This window comes from Pedobacter boryungensis (assembly GCF_013204825.1).
GTDB classification, from domain to species: domain Bacteria; phylum Bacteroidota; class Bacteroidia; order Sphingobacteriales; family Sphingobacteriaceae; genus Pedobacter; species Pedobacter boryungensis.
The window spans coordinates 451853-476208 of record NZ_JABMKV010000003.1 but is presented as its reverse complement, the minus strand read 5'-3'; the positions used below and the strand labels follow the sequence as shown (position 1 = coordinate 476208).

At 34.3% G+C, this 24356-nt stretch carries 14 protein-coding genes; 10 read left to right on the top strand and 4 right to left on the bottom strand.

What is annotated here, in order from left to right:
• Positions 1-83 precede the first annotated feature (83 nt).
• From HQN85_RS14210 to HQN85_RS14195, 4 genes are all read left to right on the top strand, one after another.
• On the top strand, positions 84-494 hold the full coding sequence (locus HQN85_RS14210) for a 6-pyruvoyl trahydropterin synthase family protein (RefSeq protein ID WP_173273433.1): 411 nt from the start codon (positions 84-86) through the stop codon (positions 492-494).
• 27 nt (positions 495-521) lie between these two features.
• A complete protein-coding gene (gene folE / locus HQN85_RS14205) occupies positions 522-1157 on the top strand; it encodes a GTP cyclohydrolase I FolE (RefSeq protein WP_173273431.1) in 636 nt (211 codons plus the stop codon).
• Positions 1158-1212: 55 nt separating this feature from the next.
• Positions 1213-2094, top strand: a complete 882-nt coding sequence (fabD, locus tag HQN85_RS14200) for an ACP S-malonyltransferase (protein WP_173273429.1) — start codon at positions 1213-1215, stop codon at positions 2092-2094.
• 75 nt (positions 2095-2169) lie between these two features.
• Positions 2170-5925, top strand: coding sequence for a sensor histidine kinase (locus HQN85_RS14195; protein ID WP_173273427.1), 3756 nt, complete (start codon positions 2170-2172; stop codon positions 5923-5925).
• 17 nt (positions 5926-5942) lie between these two features.
• Here the strand turns inward: HQN85_RS14195 and HQN85_RS14190 are convergent, their stop codons facing one another.
• Positions 5943-6848, bottom strand: a complete 906-nt coding sequence (locus tag HQN85_RS14190; protein WP_173273425.1) for a coiled-coil domain-containing protein — start codon at positions 6846-6848, stop codon at positions 5943-5945.
• Between the two features lie 197 nt (positions 6849-7045).
• On the opposite strand from HQN85_RS14190, the gene HQN85_RS14185 reads away from it, so the two are divergent.
• Positions 7046-8584: a glycoside hydrolase family 10 protein gene (locus HQN85_RS14185; protein ID WP_173273423.1), complete on the top strand. Its 1539-nt coding sequence runs from the start codon at positions 7046-7048 to the stop codon at positions 8582-8584.
• Positions 8585-8588: 4 nt separating this feature from the next.
• On the opposite strand, the gene HQN85_RS14180 is transcribed toward HQN85_RS14185, so the two are convergent.
• The 3 genes from HQN85_RS14180 to HQN85_RS14170 all read right to left on the bottom strand — a co-directional run bounded on the left by HQN85_RS14180 (position 8589) and on the right by HQN85_RS14170 (position 12529).
• The gene (locus HQN85_RS14180; RefSeq protein WP_173273421.1) at positions 8589-9368 is read right to left on the bottom strand and encodes a DUF1835 domain-containing protein; all 780 of its coding nucleotides are present in this window, start codon (positions 9366-9368) and stop codon (positions 8589-8591) included.
• A gap of 6 nt (positions 9369-9374) precedes the next feature.
• Entirely contained in the window at positions 9375-10523 is a 1149-nt protein-coding gene (locus HQN85_RS14175) for an acyltransferase family protein (RefSeq protein WP_173273419.1), read from the bottom strand.
• Positions 10524-10609: 86 nt separating this feature from the next.
• Entirely contained in the window at positions 10610-12529 is a 1920-nt protein-coding gene (locus HQN85_RS14170) for a glucosamine-6-phosphate deaminase (RefSeq protein WP_173273417.1), read from the bottom strand.
• Between the two features lie 153 nt (positions 12530-12682).
• Between HQN85_RS14170 and HQN85_RS14165 the strand changes: the two genes are divergently transcribed.
• The 5 genes from HQN85_RS14165 (at position 12683) to HQN85_RS14145 (ending at position 24340) form a co-directional block, all read left to right on the top strand.
• Positions 12683-13882 (top strand): anhydro-N-acetylmuramic acid kinase, encoded by a 1200-nt coding sequence (locus HQN85_RS14165; RefSeq protein WP_173273415.1) that lies wholly within the window; start codon positions 12683-12685, stop codon positions 13880-13882.
• Between the two features lie 179 nt (positions 13883-14061).
• Positions 14062-17100: a SusC/RagA family TonB-linked outer membrane protein gene (locus HQN85_RS14160; protein WP_246249820.1), complete on the top strand. Its 3039-nt coding sequence runs from the start codon at positions 14062-14064 to the stop codon at positions 17098-17100.
• Positions 17101-17116: 16 nt separating this feature from the next.
• Positions 17117-18412: a RagB/SusD family nutrient uptake outer membrane protein gene (locus HQN85_RS14155; RefSeq protein ID WP_173273410.1), complete on the top strand. Its 1296-nt coding sequence runs from the start codon at positions 17117-17119 to the stop codon at positions 18410-18412.
• A 635-nt stretch (positions 18413-19047) separates the two neighbouring features.
• Positions 19048-22473: a SusC/RagA family TonB-linked outer membrane protein gene (locus tag HQN85_RS14150; RefSeq protein WP_173273407.1), complete on the top strand. Its 3426-nt coding sequence runs from the start codon at positions 19048-19050 to the stop codon at positions 22471-22473.
• A gap of 10 nt (positions 22474-22483) precedes the next feature.
• Entirely contained in the window at positions 22484-24340 is a 1857-nt protein-coding gene (locus tag HQN85_RS14145) for a RagB/SusD family nutrient uptake outer membrane protein (protein WP_173273404.1), read from the top strand.
• The last annotated feature ends 16 nt before the right edge of the window (positions 24341-24356 follow it).

The window sequence follows — 24356 nt, the reverse complement described above, 5'->3', positions numbered from 1 at the left end:
GAAATTCTTTATAGGTTACGAAAGCTCAATCTGCTATCAACCTAAACCAATATATAGTATATTTGCTCTTTATTTAATACAAAATGATTTATATAACACGCAGAGAGAGCTTTAATGCAGCTCACAAATTATCAAGAACGGATTGGAGTGAGGATAAAAATACGGAGGTTTATGGTAAGTGCGCAAATCCGAATTGGCATGGGCATAACTATCAATTATATGTAACTGTTAAAGGAGAAGTTAATCCTGAAACTGGTTTTTTGGTAGATTTAAAATGGCTAAAACAAATTATCAATCTATATGTGATTGATAAAGTAGATCATAAAAATTTGAATTTAGATGTAGATTTTATGAAAGATATTTTAGCATCTACAGAAAATCTTGCCATTGCGATTTGGGATATCTTAGAACCGCACATTAAAGAAAGCGGCGCACAATTGCACTGCATTAAAATTTACGAAACAGAAAATAACTTTGTTGAGTATTTTGGTTAATAACCATTAAAATAAAATTATAAACTAATGGAAAACGATAAATACGATCACGAAGAAGAAATGATCGGCTATCAGAAAATAGATCGATACGATGATGAAAAAATCGCTTCGATTGCTGCGAACTATAAGGATATTTTAGGAAAGCTAGGTGAAACGCCAGAACGAGAAGGTCTTTTAAAAACTCCTGAGCGTGTTGCTAAAGCGTTGCAATATTTAACTCACGGTTACGATATTCAACCACATGAAATTCTTCGCTCTGCAATGTTTAAAGAAGAGTATAGTCAAATGGTAGTGGTAAAAGATATTGAGGTTTTCTCTATGTGTGAACACCATATGTTGCCATTCTTTGGTAAAGCACACATTGCTTATATTCCCAATGGACATATTGTTGGTTTAAGTAAAATACCAAGAGTAGTTGATGCATTTGCCCGGCGTTTACAGGTACAAGAGCGTTTAACAAATGAAATTAGAGATTGCATTCAAGATACATTGCAGCCTGCCGGCGTTGCAGTTGTGATGGAATGCAAGCATTTGTGCATGGCTATGCGTGGTGTACAAAAACAGAACTCAGTTACTACAACTTCAGCATTTACAGGAGGATTTTTGAGTAACGACAAAACAAGAGCAGAGTTTTTGAGGTTAATAACTGCAAACCTACATTAAACCAAATTTTTAAAACAACATTAATAAACGACTTCCCCTTGTGGGATTTAATACTATGAGAGCATATATATTTCCAGGGCAAGGCGCCCAATTTGTGGGTATGGGTAAAGACCTTTATGAAAATCCGTTAGCTAAAGAATTATTTGAAAAAGCTAACGAAATTATAGGTTTTCGTATTAGTGATATCATGTTTGGTGGTACGGATGAAGAGTTAAAACAAACTAATGTAACTCAGCCGGCTATTTTTCTTCACTCAGTAATTTTAGCCAAAGTTTTAGGAGATGATTTTAAGCCAGATATGGTTGCTGGACATTCGTTAGGAGAATTTTCTGCATTAGTTGCTGCGAATGCTTTATCATTCGAAGATGGCTTAAAACTAGTAATAGCCCGTGCAAATGCGATGCAAAAAGCATGTGAACTTCAACCAAGTACTATGGCTGCAATTTTAGGCTTAACAGATGAAATAGTAGAGGAAATTTGTGCAAGCATTGATGCTGTTGTAGTACCAGCAAATTACAATTGCCCTGGTCAATTAGTTATTTCTGGTAGTATTGAAGGAATTGATGAAGCCTGTTTAAAATTAACAGAAGCTGGAGCAAAAAGAGCATTAAAATTAAATGTAGGAGGTGCTTTTCACTCCCCGCTAATGGAGCCTGCAAAAGTAGAATTACAAGCAGCAATTGAAAGCACTGATATTTCATCACCAATATGTCCTATTTACCAAAATGTAAATGCGAAACCAACTACAGATCCAGCAACAATTAAAGCAAATTTAATTGCTCAGTTAACAGGTGCAGTAAGATGGACACAAACAGCTACAAATATGATTGCCGAAGGTGCTAATGAATTTGTAGAAGTTGGACCAGGAAATGTATTACAAGGATTGGTTAAAAAAGTAAGTAGAGAAGTACAAACTTCAAGTGCAAGCATTGTTTAATGCCGAAATATATAGTTGCCTTTTCATTTTTTTAAAGCACTATACATTTTAATACCTTATTAAAATAACTTTAACGTGAGTATTGGAGGTAAAATCAGGTTTCTTTTATTATTACTGGGCATTTGCTGTATTGTTACGGCATTGTCTTTAAATAATTCAATTACCAAAAAAGATCTCCTTTTACATGAAGCTGGGGTATTACAACAAAATTTAGCAGCAAAAGAACGGATTGTTCAAAATTATTTGAACAATCCTATAAAACTAAACGAGCTTAAAGAGCTTTATAAAGACGATAAACTAGCCATAAATTTTATTAATACCAATCGTGTAAATGGTATTAATGTTTTAATTTATAAAGATAGAAACTTACAATATTGGAGTTCCATAAAATCATTTCCTGCGAATGTTGATCGCTTAAAAGAAGGAACTTCCTTTACTCAATTATTAAATGGTTGGTATGAGCTGGTTAAAAAAACTTCAGATAACTATACTTTCGTTTTTCTAATAGCTGTAAAAACACAATTCAGCATAGAAAACCAGTACCTAAAGAATCAAATTGTTCCTGAGCTGTTTCCTCGCAACAGTTTGGATTTAGCAACATTTACAGATAAAGATATTACCGAAATCTTTAGTATCCACAAAGAATACCTTTTCCCAGTTAAGTTGAGCGAAGAATATTCTAAAAATATTTATGCTTCTATACAAGTCTGGTTATGGGTAATTGGGCTTTTTAGCATTTGTTTATTTGTTAATTATTATTGTTCCTGGTTAGCAAAAAAAGGTTTAGTTGTTTCTGCTACATTATTGCTAAGCATATTTTTTATTGCTTTTAGATTATCTGATCTTCAATTTTTTTGGTTTAATCACCAATTTAACTTAGAAATATTTAGTCCATCCATTTATGCACAAAGTGATTTCTTTCCCTCACTTGGCGATTTACTCTTAAATGTAATTGCTGTAACATGGATAGCTTTATTTGCGTATACCCACCGTCAGCAATATATTTTGCCTAAATGGATGGTTAAAAATAAAGCAGTTGGAATTTTATTTCACGTTATATTTCTGCTTATTTTGTCTTTAACGGGTTATTTAATTGATAACATTTTCTTTGGACTGATCTATAATTCTAAAATAAATTTCGACATTACAAACATCATTAATCTTGATTGGATAAGTTGGGTATGCATTTTAATTTTATGTATAGTCTGGTTAAATGTTTATTTGGTTACCAATATTTTTATCAAGTTAAGCAAACAACTAGAGGTTACAAATAAAGAACGTTTGCTTGTTTTTTTAACGATGTTAGCTGGCTATTTTATATATAAATTAGTTACTGATTTTAACGTTTTCTTTTTAGTTTATGGGTTGCTAATTTTCATTATAGGATGGAATAATTATATCCAATTACGTAAATTTTCAATAGGAATATTTGCAGTTCTTTTTTTATGCATGGCTTTTCTTACGGCAATTAAGTATATCAAATTTAACGATATAAAAGAGCGAAGTAATAGAGCCGCTATCGCAGAGAAACTATTAAATTCTGATGATCCTAAAGTAATTAATTCTATAGATAGCTTTGAAAAAGGGATTTCGTCAGATTCATCCATTGTAGCATATTTTAAAAATCCTCGTTTAACTAAAACCTTCAGTTTTCACGATTATATTGAGAAGAAATACCTTGATGGATATTTATCTCGCTTCGAATATAACATGTATGAATACAATAATCGAGATTCAACATTGAAAAATGAAGAAAGTATTCCTATTTCGAAGTACAAAAATTTAGTAAAATCAGGAGCTGTCAAAACATCAGAAACGACCTATTCTTATAGAATCAATGACACTTTTGGCTATCAGGATTACTTTGGACTTATTCCAATTTTTGATGGAAAAAACTTATTGGGAACATTAGTAATTGAATTAAAATCTCAACCTTATGATATTAATAGTTACTTCCCAGATTTATTAATTGACGGAAAAACAAAAAGTGATGAAGACTTTACTGACTATTCTTTAGCTTTCTATAAGGATAATTTGTTGTATAGTCAATCTGGAAAATACACCTATCCAATGGTTAATAAACGATTTAAAGGTGCCATTGGTAAGATTGAGTTTGTGAATGATGAAGCACAAGATGAAGTAGATGCAGGAACTGAGAAAAAAGTTGCTTTTAGCCATGCGGTTAATCGGCCTAATAACTCTAAATTAATTATAATAAGCAAAGAAAAAGTACCCTATATAGCACGTTTGGCAACGCTATCCTTCTTCTTTTTGGTATTTATCTTATTTGGAATTGCACTTTATCTAATAATTTGGATAATTAAGAATATTGATGATAATAAAGCTGGTTGGTTTAGTCTTAATCGATATTTAATGATTAATGCAAATAGAATTCTTTATAAGACCAGAATTCAGGTTTCAATAGTTTTATCAGTAGTTGCAACATTACTAATTGTAGGATGGACAACTTTTTTTTACATTAAAGATGATTATCTAAAACAGCAACAAAATACTATTCGTGAGAAATTGAGAAAGATCCAACTTTCTTATGAGAAGCAAATTTTAAAAACAGGCGGAATCAAAAATGATAATGAATCTATTTATGCATTTAATCAGTTTGCCGATGTAAATGCCGCCTTTCTAAATTTATATGATACTAAAGGAAATTTATACCTAACATCTTTACCAAAAATGTACGACTATGGTATAATTGGGAAAAAATTAGGGCCCAAGGCATTTATATCTTTAAACTTAATGCAACGATCAGAATTTTTAAATTCTGCTGAGAAAATAGGAACTTTTACTTATGCTGCGGCATATGCGCCAATACGCAATGCACAAAACGAAACTATTGCCTACATTGGTATGCCTTATTATGCAAATGAGGCAGATTATCAAGCAAAAATTGGATTATTTATTAATACCCTTATTAATATCTACGCTTTAGTTTTCGTGTTAATTGGAGTACTAGCTGTATTCTTGGCTAATCAAATTACCAACCCGCTTACATTTATTCAAGAAAGCATTAGAAAAACCAAATTAGGACAAAAAAATCAACCTATCGTTTGGCATCGGCAAGATGAAATCGGATCGCTCATAAAAGAATATAATAAAATGATTGCTGCTTTGGAGATAAGCGCAAATAAATTAGCAAGATCTGAAAGGGAAAGTGCTTGGCGGGAAATGGCAAAGCAAGTAGCACATGAAATTAAAAACCCATTGACACCATTAAAGTTAGGAGTGCAACTATTGGAAAAATCGTGGAAAGAAAATGACCCTAATTTTGAAAAGAAGTTTGCTAGTTTTAATAAATCATTTGTTGAGCAAATAGATAGCTTAGCTACCATTGCATCCGAATTCTCCAATTTTGCTAAGATGCCTGATACTAAACTACAAGATTTAGAGCTTCTCCCAGTAATTGAGCAGGCAATAGAGGTATTTAATACAGCTGATAATATTGAAATTGTTGTGCTAAATCGTACAAATAGAAAAGTACTTATACTAGGAGATAAAGATCAATTATTGCGTACGTTTAATAATCTCCTCAAAAATGCAATAGAAGCTAGTGAAGGAAAAGGGAAGTGCGCTATTCAAATCCGCCTTATAAATGATAATAAGTACGTATATGTAGAAGTACAAGACAACGGTAAAGGAATTGATTTAGCATTACAGGATAAAATTTTTGCTCCTAATTTTACCACAAAATCATCAGGTACAGGCTTAGGGTTAGCTTTTGTAAAACAAGCTATAGAAAACGCTGGTGGTACAATAGAATTTAAATCAGCAATTAATCAAGGAACTACCTTTTACTTAAGCTTCCCTATTATTTAAGTAGTGATAAAAGATAACTAGCGTAATGTGATTTGACTTTTACCCATTATAAAGCCATCAGTATAAAGGATAATCGAATATGTTCCTTTAATAAACTCTTTTGGGTTTGTCCAATCAACTTTATAAACAGCCTCATCATTATTGTAAGAGAATTCAATTGCACTACTATATTGCATTTGCTGTCCATCAATCTCAAACATATTGTTTTCATTAGCCACTAAATTTCCTGCCGGATCAAATACTCTTAAATAAACTTTATGGTAATTTTTTTCTGCTAATGGATTAGGTACAATAGAAAAATTTATGGTGAATTTATTAGCAGTGCTAGCACGAGTTACTAATACATTTTTACCACTGTCTTTTACTTTAAAAGCTGCAATGTTAATATTAGCAGCTTTTAAGGCTGCGCCTACTTTTACTTTGGCATTTAAGTCTTGATTTTCTTTTTGTAGATCTTCAGCCTTTTCGCTGTAGGAATTTGCAGTGGTTTTAAGACTGTCGCGTTCAGATTTTAAGTAGGTATTTTCCTTTTCTAACCTGGTAATTTTATCGTTGTAATTTTTCACAAATTCTCTCAGTTCCTTAACTTGATTTTGCGCTTTTTCTAAATCACCATGTGTTAACTGGCCTTTTTGCAAAGCTAATTTTAGTTCCGCAATTTTTTCTCTGGCTAACTTTTGTTCTTCCTGTAGCTTGTCGCTCAAGGTTACGTTTAGTGAGTTTACTTTATCAAGCTCAACTTCAATTTTTTCTACTTCAAGGTTAAGGCGGTCTTTTTCTGTATTTACAGTTACAAAACGATTGCTTTGTTGTTTATCTTTAAAATATAGGTATGCATTTATACCTAAAAGTGCAGCTATTACGATAACTAAAAAGTAAACCTTATTTCTATCAATTTTATTAACGGGATCTTGGTCTTGCATGATGTTAAATTTCAAATTGGCCAAAATATGCCGCCAATTAACTTTAATCTAAGTATTTCGATTTTAAAGGACAGCTAACATAATATAAAAAAATGAAAAGTGTAAAATTTGTAGCACTTTTGTGTCAGATTTTTTAAAAAAAGTCGTTTATACTAACTACAGATTAAACCTATTTTTCTTTATACAAAACCAAATAAATGAATAAAAGCCATATTTACGCACTTTTACTCCTAATAGCCGCTCCACTTTTTTCTAACGCACAAAATACCACAAAAATTGCTCCAAAGCGTGAATTTAGAGGCGTTTGGGTAGCTTCAGTTACAAATATAGATTGGCCGTCAAAACCAGGTCTTTCAGCCGATCAACAAAAACAAGAATTTATTGGAATACTAGAACAACACAAGAAAAATGGTATAAATGCCATTATGTTGCAAATTAGACCCACTGCAGACGCATTATATGCTAAATCTAGAGAACTGTGGAGCCATTGGTTAACGGGCACACAAGGTATAGCGCCAGCACCTGGCTATGACCCTTTGGAATTTGCAGTAAAAGAAGCTCATAATAGAGGAATGGAGTTGCACGCCTGGTTTAATCCATACAGGGCAACTATGACTGCGGGACAATTAGTTAGCGCTGATCACATTACTAAAAAGCGTCCAGAATTATTTTATACCTATGGAGGTCAAAAATTATTTGACCCAGGATTGCCAGAAGTGCAAGCGTACATTGTACAAATTATTTTAGATGTGGTTAAAGAATATGATATTGATGGGGTTCACTTCGATGATTATTTTTATCCTTATCGCATAGAAGGGCAGAAAATTAATGACGCGGCTACTTTTGCAAAATATCCTAATGGTTTTACAAAAATTGATGATTGGCGTAGAAACAATGTAGATATGTTAATTAAAACAGTAAATGATAGTGTTCATTATTATAAAAAGTACGTAAAATTTGGTGTAAGTCCTTTTGGTATTTGGAGAAATTTTAGAGAAGATACCTTAGGCTCCAAAACAAATGGCTTATCAAACTATGGGGAATTATATGCGGATTCGAGAAAATGGATAAAAGAAGGTTGGGTTGATTACATCAATCCGCAAATATATTTCACTTTTAGTCGGTCTGCAGCCCCGTTCAAAGTTTTATTGGACTGGTGGAGCAATAACACCTTTGGTAGGCATTTATATATAGGTCAAGCTGCTTATTTAGTTCGTGTACCTACAAAATTAGATCCAACATGGATGAAGTTCGATGAAATTCCTAATCAGATTAGATACATGAGAGAGAATAATAGAGTGCAGGGAAGTGTATTCTTCAGCTCTAAATCTCTTTCTACAAATGCTAGGTCTCTTGCCGATTCACTCAGAAACAATTTATATAAATATCCGGCTTTACCGCCACAAATGCCATGGTTAGATGATGTAATTCCAAATGTTCCACAAAACTTCACAGCTGATGCCCTTGAAGATGGAGTTAACTTAAAATGGGAAAAACCACTAAAAGCCTCTGATGGAGAAACCGCGTCTGGTTATGTAATTTATCGTTTTGAAGAAGGTGAGAAAATCAATGTTTTAAATCCAAAAAACATATTAAATATTAGTTTTAGAGATTTTACTTTTTATGTAGATACCAATGCAGAAAAAGGGAAAAGATATAATTATTTAATTACTGCTTTAGATCGTTTAAAGAATGAAAGCGAACCCAGCAGACCTATAGGCGTACAAGCAAAGTAGGAGGCTATAATAAATCTTTAGTAATTAATTTTCTTTCTTTTAGTTGATTTAAAATATGGTTGAGCTGTAAATCGGTTAAGCCATAAATACTTTCTTGCGCCCAAAATGCATTGTAAAGCTCAGTTTTGCTAGAAATATCTGAATTTATTAAATCTATTAAAACCTTTTCTATATGATTTAATTGAGTAGCAGGATTAGGAAAACGTAATAAATGTGCTTTAAGAGCTTTTTTAAGGAGTGGTAAATTTCCGAAATCTGTAGCTAAAAAGTTTTTAATCCGTTCAAAATCATTTTCAATGTATAAGTCCCAAGCTTTTGTGGCCAACTCTAAATCAGTTTTTTGTAACTTAACTTTTTGAGATAAGAGTTTCTTTAACTGTGTTGTATTTAATTCGCCTAACCCCCGAAAGTTTGGCATTCCATCTATTCTGTCTGGACAAATTAAAGAAATAAGATTTTCGTTTTTATAATCAGCGTTAATGATAGACAGAATAAAAATCAAGTTAATTTGACAAGTTAAATCGTATTCGAACCATAAAACAACTTCATCATATATATTAAGTTGGCTTAATTTTTCAGCTTCTGTAATTACTTTTTGATGGTAATCTACCTGATTTTCACCAAAAGTTTCAGAAATCCAAATCGATCTAAGCTCCCATAAATTTGTTTTTGAAACAGGTCCATCAGCTAAAATTTCACGCCAAACTAGGGTATCTCCTTCAATCTTTGATTGATTAAAAACAAATAAAGTTGCATCCCCATTTAAAATGTGAAGTGTTTTCATGGTGATTTACACCTTAATAATGATGTTTTTCTTGTACATTATCCAAAGTATCACATAAAAGAAAAGTATAACAAATATCGCGTAAGCTAATGATGCGTTTATTGGTGAGAAGTGAGGTGTGAAAAAAGTTTCATTAAAATAAGTTAACGAACCAATTTCATCACCGTTTGCATTTTTAATTTTAATCATATTTAGCAAACGAGGCATTAATCCCGACACAAAAAACACAGTTATTGCGTTTACGCCATAAATTACAAAAGGTTTTGTAAAGCGATTATATTGATGTACATCAATAATCCAATACGAAAGTGATAAAATAATAGTGGCCAAACCACCTGTATAAAGTACGTAAGAACTTGTCCATAGTGCTTTGTTTATTGGGAATTCTAAATCCCATAAAAGGCCAGCAATTACACATACACTTCCTACTGAAAACAACCAAGCAATTTTTGATGCAGGTTCTACATCTTTGCGTTTTAAATAAACACCAACTAAAACTCCGAATAACCCAGTTGCGATAGCAGGTAGCGTACTCAATATTCCCTCAGGATCCCAAGTGATGGAAGATTTCCATAAATGAGCTTCAGTTAAAATTGTTCTATCTAGCCATGCACCCAAATTAGTTTCTTTTTCAAGATTTGCATAACCAACTCCAGGTACTGGTACAAACATCATTAATGCCCAATACGCGATAAGAATTATAATAATCGTTCTAAAAATGTTTTTTTCAGATGATTTTAAAAATATCACAGAACAAATGAAAAACACAACGCCAATTCTTTGTAAAACTCCTGGAATACGAACGTGTTTAATTGATTCTATAAAATCATAATTTTGAAAATTTCTGGGGAAGATAGCGAGTAATAATCCTAAGCCAAATAAGATTAAACCTCTTTTCAGTGCTTTTAGAATCGTTTTTTGATGACTTTTGGGATCTGCTTTTTTGCTTCCCATGGCATAGGCTATGGAAACGCCAACTATAAATAAAAAGAAAGGAAATACAAGGTCGGTAGGTGTACATCCATTCCATTCGGCATGCTCGAGTGGTGCATAAATGTGACTCCAGCTTCCTGGATTGTTAACTAAAATCATTGTGGCGACAGTTAGACCACGAAAAAAGTCTAATGATAATAATCGCTGAGTTTTAAGTTCCATTTCTTTAAATTAAAATTATCTTCTATACGACTAATATATAGAAGATAATTTTAAATCATTAATAAAAATGAAACGCAAGAATGGATTTAGAATTTGTAACGAACAAAAGCTTCCATTGCTTCGTAATCTGCTAAACCTAAATTATCATAGGCTTTTGCTGTTTCTCTGTTCCTATCTTCAGCTCTTTGCCAAAATTCTCTAGCATCATCACCTGGAAAAACAGCTCTATCTTTTTGAGATTGGTGTTTGAAAATAGCAAACTTTTTACGTTCAACTTCTTGTGGACTAAGTGGAACTGCCATTTCAATTTCGTGTGTTTCAAATTCTAGCCATGCACCACGATACATCCATAACCAACAATCATTAACCCAGCTTTCTGTTTTTTGCAATCTCTTTAGTGCTTCTAAAATAATATTGAAACAAACAATGTGTGTACCATGAGGATCTTCAAAATCGCCTGCTGCAAATACTTGATGAGGTTTAATTTTTTGAAGCAATTCCATCGTTAACAAAACGTCAGCCTCTGTAACCGGATTTTTCTGATTTTTTCCGCTTTCGTAAAAAGGTAATGCCATAAAATGAATATGATCATCTTCTAATCCACAATAACGAGCACCAGCAATAGCTTCCCCTTTTCTAATTAAACCTTTAACGGTTTGTATTTCTGGAGTGTCTATTTGATTTGGTTTTTTCTGCTCCATAAACTGGCGCATTCTCGCATACATGTTTTTCATTTCTGGATGTGCCATACCCATTTTTTCAGAAAAATCATTGTTAAACTCCACAAAACGTAATGCGTCATCATCCCAAACAGCGGTATTACCTGAAGTTTGATAGGCCACATGTACATCATGTTTTTGATCAACCAAACGAATAAACGTTCCACCCATAGAAATTACGTCATCATCTGGATGCGGAGAAAAAATCACGACACGTTTTTTAGCTGGCTCAGCTCTTTCCGGTCTTTGACTATCATCTGCATTAGGTTTACCACCTGGCCAACCTGTAATTGTATGTTGTAATTTGTTAAAAATATGGATGTTAATATTATAAACTGGTCCCTTTTCTAACGCTAATTGCGCCATACCGTTGTTATTAAAATCGTCTTCAGTTAATTTTAATATCGGTTTGTTCAAGGTATTTGCTAACCAAATAACTGCTTTTCTAATGAGTTGATCTGTCCAAACACAATCTTTTACTAACCAAGGTGTATCAAATCTAGTTAATAAAGAAGCTGCATCTTCATCTAAAACAAATTCTACATTATCAGAAAGTTGCAAATAAGTAGCAGGTACTTCGCTAGACATTTCTCCTTCAACAGCCTTTTTTATAATTGGAGATTTTTTACGGTTCCAAGCCATCAACACAATTTCTCGTGCTTTAAAGATGGTACCAATTCCCATTGTAATCGCCTTTGTAGGTACAAAAGATTTACCACCAAAATCGCGGGCTGCATCTCTACGCGTTAAATCGTCTAAAGTAACTAAACGAGTACCAGAGTTAGGGGCAGATCCAGGCTCGTTAAAACCAATGTGGCCCGTACGTCCAATACCTAATATTTGCATATCTAAGCCGCCTACTTCACCTATTTTACGCTCATAATCTAAGCAAAAAGCAGGAATCTCTTCCAATTTTAATGTCCCATCAGGGATATGAACATTGTTTTTATCAATATCAATGTGGTCAAATAAATGCTCATTCATAAATGAAACATAACTTTGAGCCGCTGTAGGTTGCATTGGATAATATTCATCCAAATTAAAGGTGATCACGTTTTTAAAACTTAAGCCTTCTTCTTTGTGCAAACGAACTAGTTCTGCATAAACTGCAATAGGAGTTGCGCCAGTTGCTAAACCAAGCACTGCATTCAAATTGTTTTTTTGTTTATCTTTAATGATGTTCGCAATTCTATGCGCTACATTGATAGAAGCTTCTTTAGGGTTTTTAAAGACTGTAACTGGGAGTTTTTCGAACCTCGTTTCTTCTAAAAGATTTAATCTTGCCATTAATTCTGTTGTTATTTAGTGAACGGAGCAGTAAATATAGAGAGTAATAAGCACTTTTTAATAAAGGTTATTTATTTTTATCGCAAGTATTTTTTTGAAATACCATTATTGCCACAATCAAACGTTTGATACTTAGACATTATTTTATTCTTTATGAACATTAATATTAAAAAGCTTTATTCTATAGCGGATAAAAAAGAGAGACTAATTATTGGACTTATGTCTGGCACTTCTATGGATGGATTAGACATTGCTTTGTGTCTGTGTAAAGATAGCGGCAGTAAAACTGAAGTTAAACTACTAAACTTTATAACAATGCCTTACCAGGATGATTTTAGGGCAGATGTAAAAAGTATCTTTTCTAGAAGAGATGCAGATTTAGAAAAAGTTTGCTTATTGAATGAGCTAATAGGTCTTAAACATGCAGAGCTGATATTAAGTGCTTTAACAAAGTGGAATATTAATCCTGCCAATATTGATGTAATTGCAAGCCACGGGCAAACCATATTCCATGCGCCAAAATCATTACATGGCAAAAAAAATTACCCTAATGCAACTTTGCAAATAGGAGATGGGGATCATATTGCAGTGGCAACTGGAATTATAACCATAGCGGATTTTAGGCAAAAACACTTAGCTGCGGGTGGAGAAGGAGCTCCTCTTGCTGTTTATGGAGACTATTTAGTGTTTTCTAAAAAGGATGAGGACAGAATAATGTTAAACATTGGCGGTATAGCTAATTTTACTTTCTTGCCAGGAGATAAGGATGCAACTAAGGTATTTTCAACAGATGTTGGCCCAGGTAATACGTTAATGGACCAGTTTGTGCAATTGCATTATCCAGGAATATATTATGATAAAAATGCAGAAAAGGCTAGTGCAGGAAAAGTAAACCTCTCTTTGTTAAAAGAGTTGTTAGAAAACAACTTTTTCGAAATAGGCTTTCCTAAAACTACTGGACCCGAATTATTTAATTTAGCATACTTGCAAAGAGCGCAGGTAAACAGTAATACGACTAACATTAGTAATGAAGATGTATTGGCCACTTTATGCCACTTTTCTGCAAATGCTATTATCGATGCAATTGAAAAAACAACTGCTTCTACCAAGTTGCCAAAAATATTTATGAGTGGAGGCGGAATGCATAATCCATTATTAGTTAAACTCTTAAAAAATGCTTTGCCTAAAGCTATCTTTAGTACTACCGACGAATTGGAAATAAATCCAGATGCTAAAGAAGCAGTTCTTTTTGCCTTATTGGCAAATGAAACCTTAGCTGGAAGTCCAATAAATTTCGGAGAAAGAGAAGGGGTTCCATCAGTTTGTATGGGTAAAATTAGTTTGCCCAATTAATGTTAGTTTGTTTATAAGTTTTATTCAAGTTAAAACAAACATTTTCGTCATCTTTAATAGATATTTTCAAGCCATTGGTTTTGGAAAAATAATTAATCAGCTTTTGCTGTAATTCTAACCATTTAAAAACTTTAAGTATGACGAAATTTTACATGTTTCGGTGCCCAAAACTATTTTTTTTGTTTTTGACACCCACCCTGATTTTGCTGCTGTTCTCTTCGGCTAGCGCACAAACAAATCGTTATGTAATTAGCGGTAAGGTAATAGAAGAGTCCACTAAAACAGGAATTCCTGGAGCAGGTATTAAATTGCAAGGAACAAATTTTGCGGTAGCCGCCAATAGTGATGGTACTTATTCTCTAGTAGCCAACCTTGCACCTGGAACTTATCAACTTGCAGCTACCTACATAGGTTATAAAACAGTTACTAAACAAATTACTTTGGGTAGTACCAGTAGCTTATCTGCAGATTTTTCTTTATCCCAAGATGCGATGGGTTTAGATGAGGTTATTGTAACAGGTACCTCACAAGGTACTACAAGGAAACAATTAGGAAGTTATGTAAGTACTGTTAAAGGAGATGATTTAAATAAAGCGCCTAGTGGAAATGCCTTAGCTTCTTTGCAGGGTAAAACACCTGGTGCTCAAATTAGCCAAAACTCTGGAGATCCGGCAGGAGGTATATCTGTAAGATTGAGAGGAGTAAGCTCTGTAAATTCTTCTTCAGAACCCTTGTATATTATTGACGGGGTAATCGTTAACAATTCTACCACTAGAGTGACCAATACCTCATCTAATTATGATGGTGGAAACTTTGTAGGTAACATCGGTCAGAATAGAATGGTAGATATTAATCCAGCAGACATCGACCGTGTTGAAGTATTAAATGGTGCAGCAGCAGCAGCAATTTACGGGTCTAGAGCCAATGCTGGAGTAATACAAATCTTTACAAAAAGAGGTAAAGCGGGAGCTACACAAGTTAGTTTTAATACAAGTTTAATAATTAGCGAATTACGTAAACAAATAGACGTAAATCAATCTCCAACTAAGTTTGGAGGCCCCACAGATGGGTCTACAGCACAAACCCAGGATGTATTATCTCCAGCATTAACGAACACAACTCCCGTTACTAGGTATAACTATCAAGATTATATTTTTCGCACAGGTGTAGGTACCGACAATGCAGTAACTGTTGCAGGAGGAAGTGAGAATACTAAATTTTACACTTCTGCTGGCTATTTTTCTAATCAAGGTATTATACAAAATACAGATTTTAAACGAATTAACTTTAGAGCAAACCTTGATCAGGTAATTAACAAATGGGCTAAAATGACTGCCGGCTTTAATTATATCCACAGTGATGCAAATGAAAAGCCAGATGGCAATTCATTTTTCTCGCCCATGAACTCTGTAACCATCATAGGTAATTTCCACGATATTTTTGCTAGAGATGCCCTAGGCAACTTAAAAGCTATCGGCGAGCGTGGTCGTGTAAATCCAGTTTCTGTTATTGAAGATATCAAGCAACGACAATTTACAAATCGTATTATTGCAAATGCAGGATTAAAACTAACTCCAATTAAAAACTTAACCATTGATTATACAATGGGTTTGGATAACTCAATCCAAAATGGAACGACTTATATTCCTCCTTTTGCTTATAACGTAAGTACTGGTTTTTATGGTGGTGGCCCAACATTAGATCCATCGTTAAATGGTTATGCAAGTGCAGCCAATGCTACTACCACCTTGTTTAATAATGAATTAAACTTTACTTATGACACTAAAATATCTGATCTGTTAAGCTCTACTACTCAACTTGGGGGTTCTTATCAATACCAAAAAGATTTATACAGTTTAACAAACGGACGTGGCTTGGCTCCGTTCGTACAAGTTGTAAATGGTGCAAGTACAATGTTAACGGGTGCGGATAGTAGATCTGAATTTTCAATTAGCGGAGCCTATTTGCAACAGAATTTTAAATATAAAGATCATTTATTCTTAACTGGAGCAATCAGGGTAGATCAATCTACAGTATTTGGCGAGAACAATAGAACACAATTCTATCCTAAAGCTAATATTAGTTATGTATTGTCTTCAGCAGATTATTGGAAAAACTTTGGGGTTTCTTCATGGTGGAATACATTTAAGATAAGAGCGGCTTATGGTCAATCGGGTAACTTAACTGGTATTGGCGCTTATGATCGTTTTAATGTTTATTTGCCAAGCGCTCTAAACAGTAAAACTACGCTTACCTCAAGATCAGTTCTAGCAAATACAGATGTAGTGCCCGAACGTCAGGAAGAGTTAGAGATTGGTGCCGATATGTCGTTCTTTAACAATAGATTAGGCTTAACCTTTAGTTATTATAACAAAACAGTTTCAGATTTACTTTTGGAAGTTTCTGTTGCCCCTTCTACAGGTTTTTCTAGCTTGTTAGACAATATTGCAGGTACACTTAAAAATAAAGGTGTTGAACTAATGCTAACCGGTATGCCAGTTAAATCACAAGATTTTACTTGGACATCGACTTTAATTTACAACAGAAACAGGAACAAAATTGTTGGCTCTGGTGCTAGACAAACATTTTCTACAAATCCTGGAGCACCAGTATCAATTATAGATGGATCTCCAATAGGCGTGTTTTATGGAACATACTTCGAAAGAGATGCTGCAGGAAATATCGCTACAAATTCTGCAGGAATTCCTTTAACAGCTGGTCAGGCAGCAGGTAATGTGCAACGTAAGATTATAGGTGATCCTAATCCTGATTATACTGGCTCATTTGTAAATGAGTTTACCTATAAAAAATTAAGTTTACGTGTACAATTGGATGCAGTACAAGGAGGCGATGTATGGAATGCGGATTGGAGAACAAGACAAGGGGTAGGCAATGGAAAGGTTGCAGAGGCAGAGCAAAGAGGTCAATTGCCTAGAGGATATGTGGCTGGTGTTTACAACGTAGAAGAATGGCGTATTGATGATGGTTCTTTTGTTAAATTAAGAGAAATTTCTTTAAGTTATAACGTGGGACAAGTTAAGTTCATCAAAAATTTAGCTATTAATTTAAGTGGCAGAAACTTATTTTCTTGGGATAATTACAAAGGCTATGATCCAGAATTAAACTCTGGTGGCCAATCTACACTTTTAAGAAATATTGATTTCGGTCCGGTGCCTATTCCTAGAACTTTCTCTTTAGGCTTGCAAGCAAAATTCTAATTTAAAAACCTTTTTTATGAAAAATTTAAAATCAAAATATATAGGTTACACATTTCTCTTTACGGCAATCACATTTTCCGTTGCCTGTAATAAAGAGTATTTGAACCCAAATGCAGCCACGGCTGATGATGTATTAACCTCTGCAAAAGGATTAACTGGAGTAACGGTTGGTCTGCAAAAAAGTTACTCTACTACAAGGCCTAGTGTGCTTTATGCTTCTATTACTTTAAATGGGTTAACTACAAATGAGTTAATATCTATAAATACTGGTAATACTAACGAAGAAAGATTAGCTGCGGGTGGTGTACAAGTAGATGGATCAAATACGATATTAGGTAATGTATGGACTGGTGCCAATAAAATAATTTACGATGCTGATAACGTAATTAACAATGCGGCAAATTTGCCAGACAAGAACTATGCAGCTGGTTTAATTGCTCATGCTAGTATTTTTAAAGCCTTGGCGCTCGGTAATTTATCTGAATATTGGGAAAAAATTCCGGCAGGAACTGGACAGAACGTACAATTTATCAATCGTTTAGAGGGTTTTAATAAAGCCATTACAACCATAGATAATGCGTTATCAGTTATTGCCGCAAACCCAATTAGTGCATCTTTTACAGGAAACGTTCCAAATGGCATAGATATTCCAAATACTTTAAATGCATTAAAAGCTCGTTATGCTTTATTTGCAGGTAACTATGCTTTAGCATTAACCGCTGCTAATGCAGTAGATTTAACTAAAAAATCAACGTTTACCTACGATGCTTTAAACCTTAATCCACTTTTTGAAATTGCAACTTCAACAAATAACGTAATACAACCTAAAAATTTAAGTTTAGGTCAGACAGGAGTAAACGTGCCAGACGCTGGTGATTTAAGAATACCTTTTTACACAAGTGTAAATACTACAGTTCGTATCAATGGCTTTGGTGCAGGAACATTTACTCAAATTCCGGTCTATTTACCAGGAGAAATAACGCTGATTAAAGCAGAGGCTTATGCCCGTCAGGCTTCACCTAATTTATCAAGTTCATTGACAGAACTGAATAAAATTGTTACTAAAACAGCGGCTACTGATCCTTTTGGAGTAGGTGCGGCATTACCTGCTTTAACAGGCCCCTATACACAGCAGGAGCTATTAGACTTAATTTACAAACATCGTTGCATAGAGCTTTTCATGTCTGGATTAAAATTGGAGGATATGCGAAGATTTGGAAGGCCAACCTCAGAAATGAAACGAAGTTTTATGCCTTATCCATTTCAAGAACGCGATAACAATACCAACACACCTGCAAATCCAGCTTTTTAGTGCTGCGGTTCTTTAACTAAATATGCTGCTTTAAGTAGTAAAAAGGAGTAGAAAAATAATTTCTACTCCTTTTTTTGTTCAAAAATATTATCCTATTGGATAATCCAAAATGTAGCTAGTTCTGATTAGTTTTTAACTATAGATTAATAAAGCTGAAAAGGATTTAACTATAAGTTAACAAGGTAATTGACCTTGTTATGACCCTGTTTGCACCTTGTTATCACCCTGTGATCACCCTGTAAAGTTCGACTGAAAATGCCACAAAATAAATGCGGTATTAAATAATAAATTAATTTTAAGTTAATTCTTGCCTACTACTACTTAAACTTTCAAGATAGTGCATCGTTTTTCTGGTTCTGTTAATTGAACAACCTAACTCATGTTTTTATTTTTTTTAATATTTCTATAGCTTTTAGGAGTGCCGATATTAAAATTAAATTATGCTGCCGGTTTTTGCTGGTTTTTGCATAAAAACGTGTGTTTAAACATATTAAATAGTTGTTAAATTTCTTTTTTTAGTAAAAAACATTTTTGATATTTACTTGACAGTTACTGATTTGCGTGTTAGTGCGTGTTTAGTAGATGTTTAAGCAATAAATAAATAAAAAACTCATTATTAAACCAAATTCATGTTTATGAAAAAAAAATTACTCATGCTGTTTTTGGGCACGTTTTTGTTCGTTATACAAGCTATGGCGCAACAAATAACGGTTTCAGGTAAAGTAACTTCAGCAGAAGATGGATTGCCCATTCCAGGTGCTTCTGTAAAAATTAAAGGCAGCACTTCCGCTGTGCAAACAAATCCCGATGGAAAATATTCCATTCAAACTAAAGCAGGGGACGTATTACAATTTGTTTATTTGGGAATGACCACATACGAACAAACTGTTGGGTCTTCTACTACAATTAATGCAGCATTACGTTCAGACAGCAAATCTTTAGGTGAGGTTGTTGTTGTAGGTTACGGTACTCAGAAAAAGGGAAATCTAACAGGAGCAGTATCCTCAATTGACATCGACAAAACACTAAAGTCTAGGCCAATTGCTGATGTGGGTAGAGCTTTACAAGGTTCTACGCCAGGTTTAAGCATTGTTGTGCCATCGGGAGAGGTAGGTTCAGATCCAACAATTAAAATTAGAGGTCAAATTGGTTCGTTTAGAGGTACCTCTGCACCTTTAATTTTATTAGACAACGTAGAAATTCCAAGTATTCAATTAGTAAACCCAAGTGATATTGCTTCAATTACAATCCTAAAAGACGCTGCAGCATCATCTATTTATGGGGCTAAGGCTGCATTTGGTGTAGTATTGATCACGTCTAAACAAGGTTCAGGAAATAGCCAACCATCAATTAACTATAGTAATAACTTCTCTTATCAAAATCCTTCAAAGGAATATAAAATGGGAGATGTAAATACCTTGAAATACATAGTTGATGCTTACGAAAGAATAGGGACCACTACTCCAGTTGGTGCATTCTATTTTACAGACCGTGCTAGTTACGAGAAAGCTGTAGCTTGGAAGGAAAAATATGGAAATACCATTGGTGCTAATGATCCTACTGTATATGGTAGAGATTGGTATGTAAATAGTGCTGGACAGAAAATGGGTGTAAGAACTTATAATCCATACGATTATATGGTTGAAGAATGGGCTCCAACACAAACGCATAACTTATCTATTGGTGGTACAACAGGAAAAACATCTTATAATATCGGGGGCGCCTTGTTAGATCAGAGTGGTATGATGAAGCCTGCAAAAGAAGATCGTTTTACACGCTACAATGCTTCCATGAGAATAAGTAGTGAAATTAATAAATACATTACAGCTCGTGCTGGAGCAATTTTCTCAAGAAGAAATAAGGAATATGCTTATGTAACTTTACCAGCAAATGCCGATCCATGGTTGTATCTATACCGTTGGGCTCCAATCTATCCATTTGGTAAAGACGATCATGGAGATCCAATTCGTAGTCCTGCAAGTGAAGCAGCTGCTGCAAACACAGCTAATATTCTACAAAATTATATGAATATTAACTTGGGTACAACAGTAAACATTATGAAAAACTGGAAAGCTGATTTTGATTATACCTTTACTAACCAAGAGTCAATTAATAAACGTCCAGGTACTCGTTTTACAGCAAGAGATTCATGGTCTGCTCCAATTGCAAGAGTAGATGGCTCTGGTAACCCTGTATTTGTAAATGATGCAGGTGATGTTGTGCCAAGTAGTACACCTGGAGCTATAAGAGCATATGATCTAAATTATGCAACTTACACTGCTAATGGTTCAACGCCAGATCATTTCTATCGTTATTCAGAAAACTATTTTAATCACACTATCAATGCTTATACCACTTATAACTTGAATTTGAATGAAGACAATAATTTCAAATTCATTGCCGGTATAAATAGAGTGGTTTCTACAACAGAGTGGAATTCTTCACAGATTACCAATTTAACAGATATTACCAATCCACAATATGGTTTAGGCGTTGGAACAGTTACTGCTGGAGCCGATAAATATTGGGAAGGTCAGTTGGGTTATTTTGGACGTGTAAATTATGCATTCAAAAATAAATATCTATTTGAAGCCAATGTGCGTTATGATGGATCTTCTAAATTCCCTAGTCGTTTATGGTGGAGATGGTTCCCGTCAGCATCTGCTGGATGGGTTGCAAGTGAAGAGAAGTTTATGGACTGGGCAAAACCTGCCTTATCATCATTGAAATTTAGAGCTTCTTATGGAACAATTGGTGATCAAACAGTACCTAACTCGTTATACATTTCTTATGCTGACGCTCCTTTATCAACTTGGATCGGTGGTAATAATGCTAGAGTTGTTTCTGTTACTACTCCTCCATTGGTTGCAGGTGATATCGAATGGCAAAATATTACAACTGCCAATTTAGGTGTTGATGCAGGGTTTTTGAGAAATAGCTTGAACTTCACTTTCGATATTTATCAAAGAGACGCAACAAATATCATTGTTCCTAAAGAAGGTATTCCAAACACGCTTGGTATAGATGCACCTCAAAGTAATTATGGAGCATTAAGAACAAGAGGTTGGGAGTTTGGAGTAAATTACAACCATAAATTTGAAAATGGATTAGGCATTAACCTTTCGGCAAATGTTTCTGATGCAAGAACAACTATTCAAGAATATGGTACCGCAACTGGTGTTAACTCTAACTATGCAGGTAAAACTTATGGTGAAATTTGGGGATATCGTACAGATAGATTATACCAATTGGATGATTTTGAACTAGATGGTGCTGGAAAACCGCAGTTAATTACACTGACAGCTGCCGAAAGTTCATTAAATGCTGGAAAAAAAGCCTATAAGTTAAAAACTGTAAATGGTGTAAAACCTATCTATCAGCCGTTTTTACAAAATTCTACAACATTCATGTTTGGGCCTGGTGATGTTAAATTTAAGGACTTAAATGGTGATGGGGAAATTAGCAATGGGTCTGCAAATTTAAACGATCATGGTGATTTGGATAAAATTGGAAACTCTACACCTAGATATGAATATGGTTTTAGATTAGGAGCTGATTGGAAAGGCTTCGACATTAGTGCATTCTTCCAAGGCGTAGGAAGTCGTCAGATTTGGGGTGAAGGATTTTTAGCCATCGCAGGTTTTAATGCAGGTGATGGTGCAATGCCTGCTACATTTGTAGATGACTACTGGACTCCTCAAAACACTGGAGCATTCTATCCTGCAGCTTATAACAATGCTGGAAGTGGAACAACCAATAACATGCAAGTTCAAGATAGATACTTATTAAATATGGCTTACCTTCGTCTTAAAAACTTAACTTTTGGTTATACCATACCACAAGCAGTAACGAAAAGATTTGGAGTAAGTTCATTAAGAGTATATACTTCTTTAGAGAATATCATTACTTGGGATCACTTGAATGGATTACCTATAGATCCTGAAGCACTTGCAGGGAACATAAACGTATTCTCGGCAGGAAGTACTTATAATTCAGGTCGTACTGGTGTGGGTATTCCAACTTTTAAAAGTGTATCATTTGGACTTCAATTAAATTTTTAAAATTATACATATGAAATTTCATAAAATTATATATAGTGTAGCGGCAGTAACAATGCTACTAGTTTCTTGTACAAAAGATACACTAGATCGCCCGCCATTGACTAGTATAGTCGATGATAATTATTGGCGTAACGAAGATGACTTAAGGTTATTCGGGAATGGATTTTATACCAATTACTTTAACGGTTATGCAACTGGCTTCACATTAGATTACACGCCAGTTAGAGGATACACCTTTAACGACGATTTAACTGGGAAAAATGCACAATCTGCTTTTGAAAGTAGTGTTCCATCGAGTAGAGGATCTAATTCTGAAGGTGCTGCATGGCAACCACAATATGGGGGTCCAACATGGAGCTTTGCTTGGGTGCGTAAAGCAAATATTTTCTTAAATCGTATAGAAAATAAAGCCAAACCAAATCTTTCTGCGGATGCTTATAAGCATTGGACGGCAGTAGCTCGTTTTTATAGAGCGTATGAGTATAGCAGATTGGTAAGTGTTTTTGGTGATGTTCCTTATTTTGATCAAGAATTAACAACTGAAGATTTGCCAATTTTATACAAAAATCGCGATGCTAGAGGCTTAGTGATGGATAAAGTATATGATGATCTTAAATATGTAATGGCCAATATGCGTGATAACGATGGGACGCAGTATTTAAATCGATACATCGCTGCTGGTTTTATCTCTAGATTTATGTTATTTGAAGGAACTTGGGAGCACTATCATGGAATAGACGCTGCTCGTGCTAAAAAATACCTAGAATTTTCGAGAGATGCAGCCGAATACGTAATGACTAGCAATAAATGGAATTTTACAAAAGATTTCAAATCTATCTTTACATCAGAATCTTTAGCAGGACATCCAGAAGTTTTACTTTATAGAGCTTATGATGCTGCTTTAACAATTACTCACAGTATTTTATCTTATCAAAATGGTACTGAGGTTGTTGGTGTAGACGGTAATTTAAATTTGATTCGCTCATTTATTGTTAACGATGGTAAAACATTTGATAATTCTGCCGTTCCAGGTGCAAAGACATTTACATTTGCTGATTTGGCTAAGACTAGAGATCCTCGCTTTGAGGCTTCATTTATAGATAAGCCATCTAGTAACTCGGCCACTTTGTTGTATGGTTATAAATTTGCACCAAGAGAGGCGATAGCTTTTGTTGGGAAAACTTACCCATCGCAATATGGTAGCAGTACAAATACTTCTGATGCACCTGTATTACGTTTAGGAGAGATTGTGTTAAATTGGATTGAAGCTAAAGCAGTTTTGGCTCAGTATTATAGTGGAGCAGCCGTAACGCAAACTGAAATTGATAAATCTATTAATGCGCTCAGAAGCCGCCCACTTGAAGCAGCAGCAGTTGCTAAAGGTGTTCAGAAAACAGCCCCATTATTATTGTCAGATATGCCTGTTGATCCAAATCGTGATGCAGATGTTCCTGATTTGATATGGGAAATTCGTAGAGAAAGAAGAATGGAATTTGTTTTTGAACAATTCAGACTTGGAGATATCAGAAGATGGAAAAAATTGAACTATATGAATTTCAATAAACCAGAATATTTACTAGGTCCATGGGTGAATTTGCCAACAGAATTACCTACAGCTTTAACAGCAGCAGCAGCTACTGCTAAAAATGTAAAAGTGATGAAAGCAGATGCAAATGGTAACCCTAATGGAGTGGTTGTAACTTATGATGGAACAAATGCAGCATCTATGGTTGGATTTTGGATGGTAACAAATGCATCAAATAGAGCAGCTTTTACCGATAAATCTTATTTGTCACCAGTAGGACAAACTCAAATTAACCAGTATAAGGAGAAAGGATTTACCCTTAGCCAAACTACAGGTTGGTAGAAATTAGTTATAAATA

Bases quoted from the DNA above. Each gene is read 5' to 3' on its own strand.
- HQN85_RS14210 (WP_173273433.1), top strand. From the start codon at position 84: ATGATTTATATAACACGCAGAGAGAGCTTTAATGCAGCTCACAAATTA.
- folE (WP_173273431.1), top strand. From the start codon at position 522: ATGGAAAACGATAAATACGATCACGAAGAAGAAATGATCGGCTATCAG.
- fabD (WP_173273429.1), top strand. From the start codon at position 1,213: ATGAGAGCATATATATTTCCAGGGCAAGGCGCCCAATTTGTGGGTATG.
- HQN85_RS14190 (WP_173273425.1), bottom strand. From the start codon at position 6,848: ATGCAAGACCAAGATCCCGTTAATAAAATTGATAGAAATAAGGTTTAC.
- HQN85_RS14185 (WP_173273423.1), top strand. From the start codon at position 7,046: ATGAATAAAAGCCATATTTACGCACTTTTACTCCTAATAGCCGCTCCA.
- HQN85_RS14180 (WP_173273421.1), bottom strand. From the start codon at position 9,368: ATGAAAACACTTCACATTTTAAATGGGGATGCAACTTTATTTGTTTTT.
- HQN85_RS14175 (WP_173273419.1), bottom strand. From the start codon at position 10,523: ATGGAACTTAAAACTCAGCGATTATTATCATTAGACTTTTTTCGTGGT.
- HQN85_RS14170 (WP_173273417.1), bottom strand. From the start codon at position 12,529: ATGGCAAGATTAAATCTTTTAGAAGAAACGAGGTTCGAAAAACTCCCA.
- HQN85_RS14165 (WP_173273415.1), top strand. From the start codon at position 12,683: ATGAACATTAATATTAAAAAGCTTTATTCTATAGCGGATAAAAAAGAG.
- HQN85_RS14155 (WP_173273410.1), top strand. From the start codon at position 17,117: ATGAAAAATTTAAAATCAAAATATATAGGTTACACATTTCTCTTTACG.
- HQN85_RS14150 (WP_173273407.1), top strand. From the start codon at position 19,048: ATGAAAAAAAAATTACTCATGCTGTTTTTGGGCACGTTTTTGTTCGTT.
- HQN85_RS14145 (WP_173273404.1), top strand. From the start codon at position 22,484: ATGAAATTTCATAAAATTATATATAGTGTAGCGGCAGTAACAATGCTA.